Origin of the sequence: Microbacterium sp., from assembly GCF_044508325.1 — a bacterium.
GTDB lineage: Bacteria > Actinomycetota > Actinomycetes > Actinomycetales > Microbacteriaceae > Microbacterium.
On record NZ_JBIQHX010000008.1, the window covers coordinates 1 to 16,118 of the forward strand.

Genomic DNA, 16,118 nt, shown 5'->3' on the forward strand with positions numbered 1-16,118 from the left:
TCGCTCACGATCTCCTCATCGCGCTCCAGTGATGCCGCGACATCCACCACGACGTAGTCCGCCCACTCGCGGCAGGCCGTCAGCGCTCCGGCCACCCGCGCCTCGCTCAGCTCCGGCCACCGGGACGGCCGGTTGATGCCGGTGAGCACGTGGACCTCGCCGTCGGCGAGGTCCAGCGGCGTGCTGATGCGCGCGAGCTCGGCGCCGTCGAGCGCTGCGCGCTCGGCCTGACGGCACGCTGCGGCGAAGCCCGGCCCCTCGTCGGCGAGCCCGAGTGCCAGCGCGAGCGAAGGCGCGTGCGAGTCCGCGTCGACGAGGGCGACGCGGCGACCGCCGCGAGCGAGCTCCACCGCGAGCGCGGCGGCGACCGTGGAGCGCCCGGGTGCGCCGTCCGGCCCCCACACCGTCAGCACGATTCCGGTGGAGTCCGCGGGTGCGGGTGCGGCGACGGCGGGGGATGCGCCGATCGCCTCGGCGAGGCGCCACCCGGGCACATCGAGCGGAAGCGGCGCGGCAAGGCCCGCCGCGGCGGCCGCGGCGGCGCCGTCCGGGTCGGCGCCCACCGGCACGATGCGCACCCCGCGCCGATCGCACGCGGCCAGCACAGACGACGTGAGGGTCGTGCGCGCGACGGCGAGCACCAGCACCTCGGCGCCCGCCAGCACCGGGCCGGCGTCGGTCCGGCCGAACAGCGTCGCCTCGGTCGCCTCGGCAGGCGCCGCTGCCGGCACCGCCACCGCGTCCAGGCCCTCGGCGACGAGCTCGGCGGCCAGCCGCGCGCCGTGCGGGTCGTCGACGGCGACGACGATCACGGTGCCGCCGCCGAGACCGGGACCACCGACAGCGCCGACTCCGACGCGATCGCCGCCAGGGTGGCGGCCACCTCCGAGCGCGCGATGACCAGCTCGAGCGAGGCGCCGGTGCGGCCGATCATGGAGTCGTCCTCCGCGACCGAGACGACCGTCGCGTCGGTGAGGAGGATCGAGGGGATGCCGTGGCGCCCCTGCTCCTCCGGCGGAGCCGACCAGACCTCGACCACCGTGCCGGCGGCGACGGAGGCGGGCACGTCGGTGGCGCTGCGGATGACGACCGTGGTGGTCCGCGCGGTCTCGGCGGCGCCGACGGCGGCAGCCGGCACGAGCTCGCCCGCGCCGATCGTGCGCGTCGCGATGAGCCCCTCCCCCAGGGCCTCCGGAGCGAGGTAGGTCGTCTCGCTCGGCCCGAGCACGACATCGACGATCCGCAGCGCATCGTCGGCCACCACCTCCCCCGGCACGATGGTGCGCGTGGCCGCGAGCACCGGCACGCTCTGACGGGACGCGGTCACCAGCAGCCAGACGCCCGCCACCGAGGCGACGACCAGCACCAGACCGAGGAAGAACCGGGCGTCCGCCCAGAAGGCCCGCCGGCGCGGACGTGCGGATTCGACGGAGGACATGCCTCCCATCGTGACCGACCCGCCGCGCCCGCCCCTCCGGTTATCCACAGCACCGCGTCGCGGAGGCGGGCCGCACCGCCGTCGCGCGATAATCAGAGCATGCCCGAGAACCCGGCCGCCGGTGCGCGGTACCTCGACCCCGCCCAGGTGGCGGAGCTGCTCGGCCTGAGCGTCGACGAGGTCGTCGCCCTGGCCATGGAGCGGCGCCTGCGCGGCGTGCGCATCGGATCGCCGTCCCGCTGGCGCATCGAGGAGTCGAGCGTCTCGGACTACCTCGACGACGAGACCGAGAACACCCGCCGGAAGGCGCTGTGGGAGCAGTCCCAGGCCGCCAGCTTCCCGGAGCTGTGGGGCAACGGGACCGTGCGCCACGGCGACTAGAGCGACGCCTCCCGGCTCCAGCTCGCTCCGTCGCCGCCGGCGTCGAGACGCACCCACGAGACCGCGGCGAAGGGCACCATCCGGTGGCCGCTGACCTCGCTCGCCCGGCGGGGCGTGCCCGGCGCGTGCAGCGCCAGGTCGAGGTGATCCGCGCCGGCGCGGTCGATCGTCCCGCTGAGCCTCCGGCCGCCGAGCAGACGGATCTCCACGGGCACGCGGCGCCGCGCGGCATCCCGCATCACGAACCCGAGGCTCATCCGGTCGGCCAGCGACCGGCGCGCGGCGGCCGGCCCAGGGCGCGCGCTGCGCAGGAGATCGGCGTGGGCTGCGGCGATCGACCGGATCGCCGTCAGCGGGACGACGAGCGCACCCGGGCGCGCGGCCTCCGCCTCCAGAGCGATCCAGTCGGCACCCACGGCCGCGACGCGCCCGCGCAGCACCTCCTCGTCGCCCACGTCGATCATGTGGTCGCCGTCGCCGGTGAGCGTCATCAGGCGCTCCCGCAGCGTGACCCGCGCCAGACGCAGCCGCTCCGCCTCGGTGTCCAGCGCCGCGCGCTCCGCCTCCCACTCGGAGGAGAGCTGGTCCTCCAGATCCTCGAAGAAGCGGTCCCAGCGCACGGCGCCTCCCTTCGTCACGCCGAGAGTAGACGGCACGTAACGACCTCATCACGAGTTATCCACAGGTTGCGATCGCTCTTCCACGCCGCCGCCGGGTGTGTTCTACTTTCTGGCAGCAACCGAAGACCGCACACATCGATCCCCCCGCATCGATTGACGAGATAGGCCGCCGATGGCAACGCACGTCGAGGGCAGTGCTGCCCGTGTTCTCTACCCCCGCGCCCGTCGCGCCGACGCGCAGGAGGAGGTGGCGCAGTTCTTCGCTCCGCAGCACGCGTCGACGATCGACCTGCCCGACCCGGTGCCGCTGCTGCGGAACCTGACTCTCGGAGTGCTGGAGACCTTCACCGGCGAGCGCCGCGTGGACCAGCTGGCCCGCTGGGTCACCGAAGACGTCTTCCGCAGCGTGTCCACTCACGCGAACCTGCAGGCGCGGGCCCGCAGCGCGCGCGGGCTCCCCGCCGTCCGCCGCGTGCACGACATCGTGTCGATCCACGTCACGCACCCCGCCGACGGCATCGTCGAGGCGGTCGTCATCACTACCGGCCCCGCACGCGTCCGCGCGATCGCCCTGCGTCTGGAGGGCATCGACAGACGCTGGCGGTGCACCTCGTTCACCCAGCTGTGAAGCCCGGCCGGGCACAACGGCGTGCCCGGTCGCTCTGTCCGGTCACCGCTCGGCGTCGATGAGCTCGAGCAGCTTCTTCAGAGCGTCGGCGATCTCCGTGTGGTCGTACTGGCCCGCGCGACTCTCGGCCGAGATCACTCCGGCACGATGAACCCTGCGGAAGTCCCCATAGGGGAACGAGTACGCCTGCTTGGTCTGCGGATTCTCATCCCGGTCGACGCCGAGATGCCAGCGCGCGAACTCCTTCCAGCCGTGCTCCTCGATGAACGCGTTCTCCTCATCGGCGGTGGGTGCCGCCTCCGACCAGTCGTCGCGCTCGTCGCGCACCACCTTGCCGTCCCGCACCAGGGCACGCGCGTGCCGCAGGGCGGCTTCGTTCAACTCTGTCGTCATGCCCCCGACGGTAGGCGCATCTCCTCCCGCGGCAGAGGGGCTTGACGGACCGGCATCCGCCTCTACTGGCGGTACGAGGCGAGGAAGTTGCCGAGCCGCTCGATCGCCTCGCCGAGCACCCGCGCCTCCGGCAGCGTGACGATGCGGAGATGATCGGGATCCGGCCAGCTGAATCCGGTCCCCTGGACGAGCAGGACGTGCTCGGCGACGAGGAAGTCGTACACGAGCCTGGCATCGTCGCGGATCTCGTGCACCTCGGGGTCGAGCCGCGGGAAGGCGTACAGCGCTCCGCGCGGCTTGACGCACGTGACCCCGGGGATCGACTCGAGCGTCTGCCAGGCGACGTCCCGCTGCTCGTGCAGGCGGCCCGTCGGGGCGATCAGCGCGTCGATCGACTGCACGCCCGAAAGCGCCGCCTGCACGGCGTGCTGGGCGGGCACGTTCGGGCACAGCCGCGTCGAGGCGAGCAGCTGGATGCCCTCCAGGAAGCCCCTGGCGTGGTGCTTGGGTCCGGTGATCACGAGCCAGCCGGAGCGATAGCCGGCCACGCGGTAGGTCTTCGAGAGCCCGTTGAAGGTGAGACACAGCAGGTCCGGTGCGACCGTCGCAGTCGGGATGTGCTGCGCGTCGTCGAAGAGGATCCGATCGTAGATCTCGTCCGACAGCAGCAGCAGCGAGTGCTCGCGTGCGATGCCGGCGAGCCCTTCGAGAACCTCACGCGAATACACGGCGCCGGTCGGATTGTTCGGGTTGATGATGACGATCGCCTTGGTGCGGGCGGTCACCTTGGCCCGGATGTCGTCCAGATCCGGCTCCCAGCCGGATGCCTCGTCGCACCGGTAGTGCACCGGGGTGCCGCCGCCCAGGCTCGTCATGGCCGTCCACAGCGGGTAGTCGGGCGCGGGGATCAGGACTTCGTCGCCTTCATCGAGCAGCGCCTGCATCGTCATCGTGATCAGCTCGGAGACGCCGTTGCCGAGGTAGACGTCGTCGGGTCCGAACGGCGGGTAGCCGGCGACCTCCTCGTAGCGGTAGACGACCGCCTGGCGCGCAGGCAGGATGCCGCGGCTGTCGCTGTAGCCGTGCGCGGCCGGCATCGAGGCGATCATGTCGCGCACGATCTGGAAGGGCGCCTCGAACCCGAACACCGCGGGGTTGCCGGTGTTGAGCTTGAGGATCGTGTGCCCCTCGGCCTCGAGCCGGTCGGCCTCGACCAGGGCCTGCCCGCGGATCTCGTAGAGGACGTCCTTCAGCTTGGAGGACTGGTCGAGCGTGCGCAGGCTGGTCACCCGGTCAAGGATATCCGCGACTCAGCGCTGCCTCAGGCGCTTGGCCCGCTGGGCGGAGATCACCTGGTAGATCAGCGTCGCGGCGATCGCGATGATGAAGACCGCCGAGGCGATCACGTTCGCCTGCGGTGGGATGCCGCGCTGGGCCGCCACGTAGATGAACACCGGGAAGGTCTGCACGTTGCCCGAGGTGAAGTACGTGATGATGAAGTCGTCGAAGCTGAGGCTGAACGACAGCAGCGCGGCCGCGACGATGCCCGGCAGCAGCAGCGGGAAGGTGATGCGCCAGAAGACCTCGCGCGGCGAGGCGTACAGGTCGCGGCCCGCCTCCTCCAGCGCAGGGTCGAGCGAAAGCACGCGCGCGCGCACGGTGACGACCACGAAGCTGAGGCAGAACATCGTGTGCGCGATGATGATCGTGCCCAGGCCCTTGGCGACGCCCATCGTGAGGAACTGGGCGGCAAGGCCCGCGCCCATGACCACCTCGGGCGTGGCCATCGGCATGAACAGCAGCAGGCTCGTCCCGGTGCGCCCGCGGAAGCGGTAGCGCACCAGCGCGATCGCGATCGCCGTCCCGAGGGCGGTGGCGGCAACGGTGGAGACGGCGCCGACGATGAGGCTGTTGCCGAACGCGGTGCACACATCGGGGTGGGCGCAGATGTTCTGCCAGTTCTCCAGCGTGAACCCGTTCCACGAGATGTTCGACCGGTTCGCGTCGTTGAACGAGAACACGAACGTGTAGACGATCGGGATGAGAAGCAGCGTGAAGGCGATGATCACGTACGCCGGCAGCAGCCAGCGGCCGAGGCCGATGCGGCTCGCGGGCTTGTACACGCGATAGGGGACGGTGGCGGGGGCCGAGGCGGGCGCGGTCACAGCAGGTCCTCCGTCCCGGCGCGACGGATGTAGAGACTCACGACGACGAGGATCACGGCCATGAGCAGGATCGACAGGGCGGCGGCCTGCGGGTAGTTCACGGTGATGAGGAACTTCGACTGGATGACGTTTCCGATCATCGTCGTGGACGGACCGCCCAGGAACGACTGGCTCGCATTGACGTAGTCGCCTGCCGCCGGGATGAAGGTCAGCAGGGTCCCCGAGACCACCCCGGGCAGCGAGAGCGGGAAGGTGACCTTGAAGAACGTCGTCGCCGGCCCCGCGTACAGGTCGCCGCCGGCCTCGATGAGGCGCTTGTCGAGGCGGTCGAGCGAGGTGAACAGCGGCAGGGTCATGAACGGGATGAAGTTGTAGGTGAGACCGAACACGACCGCGAAGCCGGTGCCGGTGATGTGGTCCTGGGGGCCCATCAGCCCGATGAACTGCAGGGCGCCGACGACCGGGCCCTCGTCCGAGAGGATCTGCTTCCAGGCGAGGGTGCGCAGCAGGAAGGAGATGAAGAACGGGGCGATGACCAGCACCAGCAGGAGGTTGCGCAGCATCTTGCGCTCGCGCACCCGCACGCCGATGAAGTAGGCGATCGGGTAGCCGATGAGCAGGGCGAACACGGTCGCCAGGAGCGCGTACCAGAACGAGCGCAGGAACTGCGGCCAGTACTCGGTGATGACGTCGACGTAGTTCTGCCACTGGAACCCGTAGTAGAACGATCCGTACTCGGTCGGATCATTGACGCCGAACGACGTGATCAGCAGCGAGACGAACGGCACCAGGAAGAACAGCGCGAGGTACAGCAGCCCGGGCAGCAGCAGCACGGCCGCGATCCAGCCCCCCCGCCGCTTCGGAGCGGGTCCGGCGGGTGCCGTCTGCCCCGTCGGCGGGGCGAGGGCGGTCAGCGCCACCGCTACGCCGCCTCGCCGTCGGCCGGTGCCGCCGGTGCGTCCGGCTCGATGCCGGCGTCCTCGTCGGCGGATGCGGCGGACTCGCGCGCGGAGGCATCCAGTCCGAAGCCGTGCTCGGCGCGCCACGAGACCCATGCCTCGTCGCCGGGTGCGGGAATCCGCTCGAAGGTGACGTTCTGCTCGAACACCGAGATCTGCCCGATGCCGGGGACATCCACGATGTACTGCGTGCTGGCGCCGGTGAACGACGTGTCGACGATGCGACCGGGACCGAGCACGTTGCGCGCGGCGTCGTCGGCCGGCTGCTCGAGCGAGAGCGTCAGCTTCTCGGGGCGCACGCCGACGGTGATCTCGCCGGACCTCGACACCGCACGCTCGCTGGGCAGCGCGACCACGCCCCCGGCCGTGCGGGCGGTCAGGACGCCGCCCGCGTCGGAGACCACCGAGGCGGGGAAGAGGTTGGACTGGCCGAGGAACGCGGCGACGAACCCGGTCCGGGGCAGCTCGTAGAGCTCCTGCGGCGAGCCCAGCTGCTCGATGCGCCCGTGGTTCATGACCGCCACGGTGTCGGCCATGGTCATGGCCTCCTCCTGATCGTGCGTGACGTGCAGGAAGGTGAGGCCGACCTCGCTCTGGATCGACTTCAGCTCGAACTGCATCTGGCGGCGCAGCTTGAGATCCAGGGCCCCGAGCGGCTCGTCCAGCAGCAGCAGCGCCGGACGGTTCACGAGGGCGCGCGCAAGCGCGACGCGCTGCTGCTGGCCGCCGGACAGCTGAGCGGGCCGGCGGGCCGCAAGGTGGTCGAGTTCGACCAGGCGCAGCGCCTCATGCGCCTTGCCCACGGCATCCGCGACCCGCCGCCGCTTCAGGCCGAACGCGACGTTGTCGAGCACCGACATGTGCGGGAAGAGCGCATAGCTCTGGAAGACCGTGTTGACCGGCCGCTTGTGGGGCTTGACCGCGGTCACGTCCGTCCCGCCGATGAGGATGCGGCCCTGGGTGGGCTCTTCCAGTCCCGCCACCAGCCGCAGCGTCGTCGTCTTCCCGCACCCGGACGGGCCGAGCAGCGCGAAGAACGATCCCGCCGGGATCGTCAGGTCGAGCTCTTCGATCGCCGTGAACCCCGGGAAGGTCTTGCGGATCCCCTCCAGCTGCAGATCCGCGCCGGACTCGCCGAAGCCGGTGCCGGCCATCTCAGGCGCCCAGCCCCACGGCCTCGAACTGGGCACTGTACTTCTGCTGCTCCTCGTTGGTCAGCGTGCGGAAGATGTGCGCCTGGGCGAGCGTCTCCTCGTTCGGGAAGATCAGCTGGTTGTCGACCTGGCTGGGGTCGAGCTGCTCCATGGCCTCGCGGGCACCGACGACGGGCGTGATGTAGTTCACCCACGCGGCGACCTCGGCGGCGACCTCGGGCTCGTAGTAGTAGTCGATCAGCTTCTGCGCGTTCGACTTCTGGGTCGACCCGATCGGGATGAGGAAGTTGTCGCTCCACAGGGTGCCGCCCGAGTCGGGCAGCGCGAATCCGAACTTGTCGCCCACCTCCGCGTTGATGGCGGTGATGTCGCCGGACCACACGATCGCGGCGAGGGTGTCCTCGTTCTTCAGATCATCGGCGTACGAGTTGCCCTTGATGTTGCGGATCTGACCGTCGCTGACCTGCTTGCCGAACAGGTCGATCGCGCGGTCGAACTCGGCGTCGCCCCAGTCGGAGCCGGAGATGTCCACGCCCTGGCTGAGCATGATCACGCCCATCGTGTCGCGCATCTCGCTGAGCACGCCGACCCGGCCCTTCAGCGACGGGTCCCACAGGTCGTCCACGCTCTTGAGGCCGTTGGGGATCTTCTCCTTGTTCCACGCCAGACCCGCGAAGCCCGACTGCCACGGCAGCGTGTGGTCGCGCGACGGGTCGAAGTCGGGGCTCTGCAGACTCGGCGTGAGGTTCGCGAAGGCGTTCGGCATCGCCGACTTGTCGAACTGCTGCGTGAAGCCGGACTGGATCCAGATGCTCGCCATCCAGTCGGTGAGGCAGACCGTGTCAGCGCCGATGGGCTGGCCCAGCTCGAGCTGGTCGCGCACCTTCGCGAAGTACGTGTTGTTGTCGTCGACCGCGACGTCGTACTTGACCGAGATCCCGGTGCGCTCGATGAACGCGTCGAGGGTGGGGTGGTTGCCGTCGTCGTCCTCATCGAGGTAGAGGGCCCAGTTCGCCCACACCATGTTCTTGACGGTGTCGGACATGTCGGTGCCGGGCGTCAGGGAGGCGGCCGGCTGGCCCTCGCCCCCGCCCCCCACCTTGCCGGCGCACGCGGCGAGGAACAGGGCCATCGACGCGGTGCCGGCGGTGATGAATCCGCGGCGGGTGAGCTGGGCCATGCGCGCCTGCTGGATGAGGGCGCGGACGGCAGGGTCTTGGGGCAGGGGCCCTCGGGACATGGACGCTCCTCCAGGGTGGGTGCACAACGATGCGGGTAAGAGATACTTGCACATCCGGGGCCCGCAGTTCGACGGATTCCGCAGTGTGGACCGGATGAATTCTTCGTATCGTTGTGAAATCGTGTCCGAAAGCGACGATTCCGCGGAACACGGTGTTTGGCGTCTGTGCTGTTCGATGCGATCATCTGATCCATGCCTCAACAGGGTGCCCTCGACGACGTCTCCAAACGGATCATCGAACAGCTGCAGGAGAACGGCCGGCGCAGCTACGCGGAGATCGGCAAGGCGGTCGCGCTCAGCGAGACCGCCGTGCGGCAGCGCGTGCAGCGGCTGACCGAGAGCGGAGTCGTGCAGATCGTGGCGGTCACCGACCCCGTGCAGGTGGGGTTCCACCGGCAGGCGATGGTGGGGCTGCGCATCACGGGCGACTCCCGTCAGGTCGCCGCCGCGCTCGAGGCGGACCCGCTCATCGACTACGTCGTCCTCACCGCGGGGGGCTTCGACATCCTCATCGAGGTGGTGTGCGAATCCGACGCCGACCTCATCGACCTGCTCGACAACCGGGTGCGCGTGCTCCCGGGCGTCGCCTCCTGCGAGACGTTCGTCTATCTCGAGCTGCGCAAGCAGACGTACGACTGGGGCACGCGCTAGCGGCCCGACGCGCGGCTACTTCCGGCGCTCGGCTGCGCGCCGCTGCGCCCGGTTCATCGCAGCGGCGCCGGATCCCGGGGCCGCCTGTGCGGCCTCGGTCGGCTGGCCGAAGGCTCCGCGGGCGGCGGGCTGCTCGGCCTTCCCGGCCTGTGCCGCGGCGGGGGCTGCGGCAGCGGCCGCTGCGGCCTGCCGCAGGCGGTTGGTCGCGGCCTGCTGCACCTGGCCGCGGTCGTTGCGCACCTCGACTTCGCCGGCGTCGTTCGCCGCCGAGTACTCGAGGCCCTGGGGAGCCGCGGGGGCCGCGGTGAGACCCTTCGCCTCGACCTCGGGCTCGCCCTCGCCCTGGCGGCGCACCTCGACCTCGAGGTTGAACAGGTAGCCGACCGACTCCTCCTTGATCTGCCCCATCATCGCCTGGAACATCTGGTAGCCCTCGCGCTGGTACTCGATGAGCGGGTCGCGCTGGGCCATGGCGCGCAGGCCGATGCCGTCCTTGAGGTAGTCCATCTCGTACAGGTGGTCGCGCCAGCGGCGGTCGAGCACCTGCAGCACGACGCGGCGCTCGAGCTCGCGCATGGCAGCCTCGCCGAGCGCGGCCTCGCGGTTCTGGTAGGCGATCCGCGCATCCGACAGCAGCTCGCGCTTGAGGCCCTCGGTCGTGATCCGCCCCTTGGTGCCGGCCTCGGCGACGACCTCGTCGATCGTGACTCCGACCGGATAGAGCGTCTTGAGCTCGGTCCACAGCGCGTCGAAGTCCCAGCTCTCGTTGTGGCCGGTGCCGGTGTGGTCGTCGATGATGCCGTTGATCGCGTCCTCGACGAAGTGCTGCACCCGGTCGGCGATGTCGTCGCCCTCCAGGATGTGGCGCCGATCCGAGTAGATCGCCTCGCGCTGGCGGTTGAGCACGTCGTCGTACTTGAGCACGTTCTTGCGGATCTCCGCGTTGCGCGCCTCGACCTGCGCCTGCGCGCTCTTGATCGCCCGCGAGACCATGCCGGATTCGATCGCAACGTCGTCGGGGAAGTTCGTGCGGGCCAGGATCGCCTCGGCGGCGCCGGACTGGAACAGACGCATCAGATCGTCGGTCAGCGACAGGTAGAAGCGGCTCTCCCCCGGGTCTCCCTGCCGGCCCGAGCGTCCGCGCAGCTGGTTGTCGATGCGGCGGGACTCGTGTCGCTCCGTGCCCAGCACATAGAGACCGCCGGCTTCCACCACCTTGGTGCTCTCCTCGGCGACGCGGCTGCGCATCGCCTCGTAGACGCCATCCCACTCCGCCTCGTACTCTTCGGGCGTCTCGACCGGATCCAGGCCCTTGGCCTTCATCTCCTGCACGGCGAGGAACTCGGCGTTGCCGCCGAGCATGATGTCGGTGCCGCGGCCGGCCATGTTCGTGGCCACCGTGACCGCGCCCAGGCGCCCGGCCCTCGCGACGATCTCGGCCTCGCGGGCATGGTTCTTCGCGTTGAGGACCTCGTGCTTGATGCCCTTCTTCGCCAGCAGGCGCGAGAGATACTCGCTCTTCTCGACGCTCACCGTGCCCACGAGCACCGGCTGCCCCTGGGCGTGCCGTTCGGCGATGTCCTCGACGACCTGGGCGAACTTCGCCTGCTCGTTCTTGTAGACGAGGTCGGGCTGATCCTTGCGGATCATCGGCTTGTTGGTCGGGATCGGCACCACGCCGAGCTTGTAGGTGGACATGAACTCGGCCGCCTCGGTCTCGGCGGTGCCCGTCATGCCGGCGAGCTTCTCGTACAGGCGGAAGTAGTTCTGCAGGGTCACGGTGGCCAGGGTCTGGTTCTCGGCCTTGACCGGCACGCCCTCCTTGGCCTCGATGGCCTGGTGGATCCCCTCGTTGTAGCGGCGGCCGACGAGGATCCGGCCGGTGTGCTCGTCGACGATCATGACCTCGTCGTTCATCACGACGTAGTCGGTGTCGCGCTTGAACAGCGCGAGCGCCTTGATCGAGTTGTTCAGGAACGAGATGAGCGGTGTGTTCGCCGACTCGTAGAGGTTGTCGATGCCGAGGTAGTCCTCGACCTTCTCGATGCCGGGCTCGAGCACGCCGACGGTGCGCTTCTTCTCGTCGACCTCGTAGTCCTCGCCCGGGGTCAGGGTCTTGGCGATCTTGGCGAACTCGACGAACCAGCGGTTCGCCTCGCCCGACGACGGGCCGGAGATGATCAGCGGGGTGCGCGCCTCGTCGATGAGGATCGAGTCCACCTCGTCGACGATCGCGTAGTGGTGCCCGCGCTGGACGAGGTCCTCCTTGCGCCAGGCCATGTTGTCGCGCAGATAGTCGAAGCCGAACTCGTTGTTGGTGCCGTACGTGATGTCGGCGTTGTACTGCTCGCGGCGGACCTCGGGGGTCTGGCCGGCGACGATCGTGCCCGTGGTCATCCCCAGCGCGCGGAAGATGCGGCCCATGAGCTCGGACTGGTAGCTGGCGAGGTAGTCGTTCACGGTGATGACGTGCACGCCCTTGCCGGCGATGGCGTTGAGGTAGGCGGGCAGGGTCGCGACGAGCGTCTTTCCCTCACCGGTCTTCATCTCGGCGATGTTGCCGAGGTGGAGGGCGGCGCCGCCCATGACCTGCACGTCGTAGGGACGCTGGCCGATCGTGCGCTTGGCCGCCTCGCGGACGGCGGCGAACGCCTCGGGCATGAGCTTGTCGAGGCTCTCGCCTGCCTCGTGGCGGGTGCGCAGCTCGGCGGTCTCGCCGCGCAGCTCCTCGTCGGTCAGCTGCGCGTAGTCCTCTTCGAGGGCGTTCACGGCCTTGACGACCTGCTGCAGCCGGCGCAGCACGCGTCCTTCGCCGGCACGGAGCAGTTTCTCGAGCGGGTTGGCCACGGAGTGTCTCCATCTGTCGGGCTGTTCGGCGGAGCATCCGCCTCGTCCCGCGCACGCCATCGGACGGCGGCACGACGTTCCATGTTATCCGCCCGTGACCTGCGAGGGTGCTGGGATGGGGCCGGCCCCGGGACCCGACAGACGACGCCGTCTCGGCGCGACGGGATGCGGCATCCGTGCATTCCGGGTATCCATATACTCGGAAACTGCTCACCCGGTATGCAGAGGAGCCACACATGTCGGTGCGTCAGAGCCTGCTGGCGATCCTCGACCAGGGACCGTGCTACGGCTACCAGCTGCGCAGCGAGTTCGACCGGCGCACCGGATCGACCTGGCCGCTGAACGTCGGCCAGATCTACAACACGCTCGACCGGCTCGAGCGGGACGGGCTGGTCTCCCGCGGCGCGGCGGACGAGCACGGGCACGTCTACTTCGAGATCACCGACGCCGGGCGCGCCGAGGCCCGGTCGTGGCTGAGCTCGCCGATCGATCGGGGGCAGACGGTCCGCGACGAGCTCGCGATCAAGCTGGCCCTGGCGGCGACGCTGCCGGGCGTGGATGCGGCCGCGGTCATCCAGGCGCAGCGGCAGGCCTCGGTGGCCCGGCTCCAGACGCTGCAGGGCGCCGGGCAGCCCGACGACGCAGGCACGCCCGAGGAGCTCGCCCGGGCGCTCGTGGTCGACGCGATGATCTGCGCGGCAGAGGCCGAGGTGCGCTGGCTCGACGGCGCCGCGCAGCGGCTGGCCGCCCGGCCGCGTCGCGCCTACGAGCTCGCGCTGTCGTCGGAGCGACCCAGGCGGGGGCGCCCCGCTGCTTCGTGACGAGCGGGTGGATGCAGGTCCGTCTGCGAACGGATCGCGGGTGGGCGGGCCACCGTAGGATCGATCCATGGCCGGTTTCTGGGGCAGACGCAAGCGCGAGCAGCAGGAGGCGCAGGCGCTGGCGGATGCCGAGCTCGCCCAGCGCGCCCGTACGGCGCTCGTCGCCGTCGACGAGCGGGTGCGGCTGACCACCGACGAGCTCGCGTTCGCCGAGGCCGAGCTCGGCGCCGGCCCCACCGGACCGCTCAGGGAGGCGCTGGCGTCGGTGCGCACCCACCTGGGCGAGGCATTCCACCTGCACCAGCTCAACCACGACGACATCCCCGACACCCCCGAAGAGCTGCGCACCCGCAATGCGCGCATCGTGCAGCTGTGCGACTGGGCCGAGAACCTGCTCGAGGACCGCACCGCCGCCCTCGAGAAGCCCATCGCGCTGGCCCGCCGCGCACCCGAGATCCTCGCCGGCGTCCGCCGCGATGCGCAGCGGCTGCGCGGACGGCTGTCCGTGGCCGCCGACACCGTGCGCCGGCTGGGCGAGCGCTACACGGACGACGCGCTGCGACAGGTGGCGCACAACCCCGCCGAAGCGGAGCAGCTCCTCGGGTTCGCCGAGCACAGCGCCGACATCTCCGACCGACGGCGTGAGGCGGGGCAGCGCGAGCAGGCCAACCTGGCGCTCGAGGCGGCTACTGAGTCGGTGCGACGTGCCGCCGTCCTGCTCGACGCCGTCGAGACGTACGAGATCGAGGCGCTGCGGGCCGAGTCCACGCTCAGCGCCGTGGTCGAGGACTCCCGCGGCGACCTCGTCGCGGCGCGGCAGGGGCCCCAGACGCCGGGGGTCACGGCGGCGACCGCCGCACTGCAGGAGGCCCTGGCATCCCTTCCGCCCGCGGGCGCGAAGACCGACCCGTTCGCCGAGCTCACGCTCCTGCGCGAGGCGAACACGGGACTGGATGCCGCGATCGCCGCGGCACGTGAGCGCGCCGCCCGGCCGATCCCCTCGCTCGAGCAGGTGCGGCACAGCATCGACGACGCCGACCGGCAGCTCGCGGTCGCCCGCGACGTCATCGCCGGCCACCGCGGCTGGATCGGCGCAGATGCACGCACTCGCCTGGCCGAGGCCGAGCGCGTCCGCGCCGACCTGCAGCAGCTCGTCGGCGCCGCCGCGGCGAGCGGCGCCGCCCCGGTCGGCGAAGACCATCGTGAGCAGGCGCTCGCCCTCGCCCGGCGCGCCGCCTATCTCGCCGGCGAGGCGCTCACGCTCGCGCAGCGCGACATCGACAGCTCCCGCCCGCAGGGGCCCGGCGGCTGGGGCGACGGCGGACGGGGCGGCCGCGGCGGCGGCGACCTCATGGGCGGGATCCTCGGGGGGCTCGTGATCGGCAGCATCCTCGACGGGATCTTCGACTAGGAGGCGAGCTCCTCGGTCGGCGGCGCCGCCGTCGTGAGCGAGATCACGCCGTAGTCCCAGCCCTTGCGGCGGTACACGACGCTCGGGTGATCGGTGCGCGCGTCGATGAACAGGAAGAAGTCGTGGCCGACCAGCTCCATGCGGTCGACGGCCTCCTCCACCGTCATCCACTCGGGATCGAACTGCTTCGTGCGGATGACGACGGGCGTGTACTCCTGCTCCTCCTCTGCGCTCTCCACGACCGAGATCGTGCCGGTCGCCACGCGCTGGATGGTGTCCACCGACGCGGGCTGCACGTCCAGGCCGGAGATGGCGCCCCCGCCCTTGTCGAAGCGCGCGCCGCGCGGGTGGTTGCGGGCATCCACCCGCTTGCCCTTGGCACGGCGCAGCTGCTCGGCCAGCTTGTCGACCGCGATGTCGAGCGCGGCGAACTTGTCGGGGTCGGACGCCTCGGCGCGCACGACCGGCCCCTTGCCGATGAGGGTGAGCTCCACGGTCTCGTCCTCGACGCGACCGTTGCGGTAGACCCGATGGGTGACCTTCACATCGAGCCGCTGCGCGCGCGGCGCGAGGTTCTCGATGCGGGCGGCCTTCTCCTCGACGACAGAACGGAAGCGGTCGGAGATCCCGACCCCCACGCCGATGATGTTGGTGTCCATCCATGCCCTCCTTGTTCCGGTCCTCCCGGTCAAGGGCGGACCATCGGTCGCCTTGTCCCACCCACGCTAGCCCGGCTCCGCCCCACTGTCACGCACGAATCCCGCCCGGCGAGGTCAGCCGCGGCGTCGAGGCCACGGTGACGGCTCCGACCACGTGGGCACCCGCCTCGGTGAGCGCCCTGGCCGCCTCCTGCAGGGTCGCTCCGGTGGTGACGACGTCGTCCGCGACGACCACCCTCAGCCCGGCCGCCGAGCGGGCGCGGAGACTGCCCTCGACGTTGGCGGCGCGCGCCCGGCGGCCCAGCCTGCGCTGATCGGCGGTGCGCCGCGCCGGGCGCAGCAGCGGGAGGGGCTGGGCCCCGGCGCGGCGCACCAGCAGGTCGACGACGCGGTAGCCGCGCCGGCGCATCGCGGCCCGGCTGGTGGGCACGGGCACGACCTGCAGATCGCGACGGCCGGATCCGGCTGCGACCAGCGCCGCACGCAGCGCGGGGGCGAGGTCGCGGGCGATGCCGGTGCGCCCCTCCTCCTTGAGCGCGCGCAGCGCCCGCGCCGCCGCGCCGCGGTACTCGAGACCGCTCCACACGAGGAGGCCGCCGTCCAGCGTGCGGCACCGCGGGTGCGGCTCGAGCTCCGCCCCGCACGAGCGGCACAGGGGCCCGCCCGGCTCGCCGCAGCCGGCGCACGCGATCGGGAAGGCGAGCGAGAGGGCGTCGGCGAGCGCGTCGCGCACGATCGGAGGCAGCATGCG

17 protein-coding genes are annotated in these 16,118 nt (G+C 70.9%); 5 read left to right on the top strand and 12 right to left on the bottom strand.

What is annotated here, in order from left to right; genetic code table 11:
* On the bottom strand, positions 1–812 hold an 812-nt coding region (locus ACIWQI_RS08225; RefSeq protein WP_396656664.1), incomplete at its 3' end, for a P-loop NTPase.
* Entirely contained in the window at positions 809–1,438 is a 630-nt protein-coding gene (locus ACIWQI_RS08230; RefSeq protein WP_396656665.1) for an SAF domain-containing protein, read from the bottom strand. The genes ACIWQI_RS08230 and ACIWQI_RS08225, both read right to left, overlap by 4 nt.
* Positions 1,439–1,537: 99 nt before the next feature.
* On the opposite strand from ACIWQI_RS08230, the gene ACIWQI_RS08235 reads away from it, so the two are divergent.
* Positions 1,538–1,819: a helix-turn-helix domain-containing protein gene (locus tag ACIWQI_RS08235; protein WP_396656666.1), complete on the top strand. Its 282-nt coding sequence runs from the start codon at positions 1,538–1,540 to the stop codon at positions 1,817–1,819.
* Here ACIWQI_RS08235 and ACIWQI_RS08240 read toward each other — a convergent pair.
* The gene (locus ACIWQI_RS08240; protein WP_396656667.1) at positions 1,816–2,457 is read right to left on the bottom strand and encodes a hypothetical protein; all 642 of its coding nucleotides are present in this window, start codon (positions 2,455–2,457) and stop codon (positions 1,816–1,818) included. The two genes, ACIWQI_RS08235 and ACIWQI_RS08240, sit on opposite strands and share 4 nt — an antisense overlap.
* A 154-nt stretch (positions 2,458–2,611) precedes the next feature.
* On the opposite strand from ACIWQI_RS08240, the gene ACIWQI_RS08245 reads away from it, so the two are divergent.
* Positions 2,612–3,067 carry an Rv3235 family protein gene (locus ACIWQI_RS08245; protein WP_396656668.1) on the top strand — a complete coding sequence of 152 codons (456 nt, stop codon included), beginning with the start codon at positions 2,612–2,614 and terminating at the stop codon, positions 3,065–3,067.
* A gap of 42 nt (positions 3,068–3,109) precedes the next feature.
* Here the strand turns inward: ACIWQI_RS08245 and ACIWQI_RS08250 are convergent, their stop codons facing one another.
* The 6 genes from ACIWQI_RS08250 to ACIWQI_RS08275 form a co-directional block, all read right to left on the bottom strand.
* Positions 3,110–3,460 (bottom strand): hypothetical protein, encoded by a 351-nt coding sequence (locus tag ACIWQI_RS08250; RefSeq protein WP_396656669.1) that lies wholly within the window; start codon positions 3,458–3,460, stop codon positions 3,110–3,112.
* A gap of 62 nt (positions 3,461–3,522) precedes the next feature.
* Positions 3,523–4,749: a pyridoxal phosphate-dependent aminotransferase gene (locus ACIWQI_RS08255; protein WP_396656670.1), complete on the bottom strand. Its 1,227-nt coding sequence runs from the start codon at positions 4,747–4,749 to the stop codon at positions 3,523–3,525.
* Positions 4,750–4,770: 21 nt separating this feature from the next.
* The gene (locus ACIWQI_RS08260) at positions 4,771–5,625 is read right to left on the bottom strand and encodes an ABC transporter permease (RefSeq protein ID WP_396656671.1); all 855 of its coding nucleotides are present in this window, start codon (positions 5,623–5,625) and stop codon (positions 4,771–4,773) included.
* The gene (locus tag ACIWQI_RS08265; RefSeq protein ID WP_396656795.1) at positions 5,622–6,539 is read right to left on the bottom strand and encodes an ABC transporter permease; all 918 of its coding nucleotides are present in this window, start codon (positions 6,537–6,539) and stop codon (positions 5,622–5,624) included. The genes ACIWQI_RS08260 and ACIWQI_RS08265 overlap by 4 nt, the downstream gene beginning before the upstream one ends.
* Positions 6,540–6,547: 8 nt before the next feature.
* Positions 6,548–7,738, bottom strand: coding sequence for an ABC transporter ATP-binding protein (locus ACIWQI_RS08270; protein WP_396656672.1), 1,191 nt, complete (start codon positions 7,736–7,738; stop codon positions 6,548–6,550).
* Between the two features lies 1 nt (position 7,739).
* Entirely contained in the window at positions 7,740–8,978 is a 1,239-nt protein-coding gene (locus ACIWQI_RS08275; protein WP_396656673.1) for a PotD/PotF family extracellular solute-binding protein, read from the bottom strand.
* A 192-nt stretch (positions 8,979–9,170) separates the two neighbouring features.
* Here ACIWQI_RS08275 and ACIWQI_RS08280 point away from each other — a divergent pair, with 192 nt between their 5' ends.
* Positions 9,171–9,629, top strand: a complete 459-nt coding sequence (locus ACIWQI_RS08280) for an Lrp/AsnC family transcriptional regulator (RefSeq protein WP_396656674.1) — start codon at positions 9,171–9,173, stop codon at positions 9,627–9,629.
* Positions 9,630–9,644: 15 nt separating this feature from the next.
* Here the strand turns inward: ACIWQI_RS08280 and secA are convergent, their stop codons facing one another.
* Positions 9,645–12,476 carry a preprotein translocase subunit SecA gene (gene secA, locus ACIWQI_RS08285; RefSeq protein WP_396656675.1) on the bottom strand — a complete coding sequence of 944 codons (2,832 nt, stop codon included), beginning with the start codon at positions 12,474–12,476 and terminating at the stop codon, positions 9,645–9,647.
* 236 nt (positions 12,477–12,712) lie between these two features.
* On the opposite strand from secA, the gene ACIWQI_RS08290 reads away from it, so the two are divergent.
* On the top strand, positions 12,713–13,297 hold the full coding sequence (locus ACIWQI_RS08290; protein WP_396656676.1) for a PadR family transcriptional regulator: 585 nt from the start codon (positions 12,713–12,715) through the stop codon (positions 13,295–13,297).
* Positions 13,298–13,364: 67 nt separating this feature from the next.
* The gene (locus ACIWQI_RS08295; RefSeq protein WP_396656677.1) at positions 13,365–14,708 is read left to right on the top strand and encodes a hypothetical protein; all 1,344 of its coding nucleotides are present in this window, start codon (positions 13,365–13,367) and stop codon (positions 14,706–14,708) included.
* Here the strand turns inward: ACIWQI_RS08295 and hpf are convergent.
* Positions 14,705–15,367, bottom strand: coding sequence for a ribosome hibernation-promoting factor, HPF/YfiA family (gene hpf, locus ACIWQI_RS08300; protein WP_396656678.1), 663 nt, complete (start codon positions 15,365–15,367; stop codon positions 14,705–14,707). The two genes, ACIWQI_RS08295 and hpf, sit on opposite strands and share 4 nt — an antisense overlap.
* 88 nt (positions 15,368–15,455) lie before the next feature.
* Positions 15,456–16,115: a ComF family protein gene (locus tag ACIWQI_RS08305; RefSeq protein WP_396656679.1), complete on the bottom strand. Its 660-nt coding sequence runs from the start codon at positions 16,113–16,115 to the stop codon at positions 15,456–15,458.
* Positions 16,116–16,118: the final 3 nt, after the last annotated feature.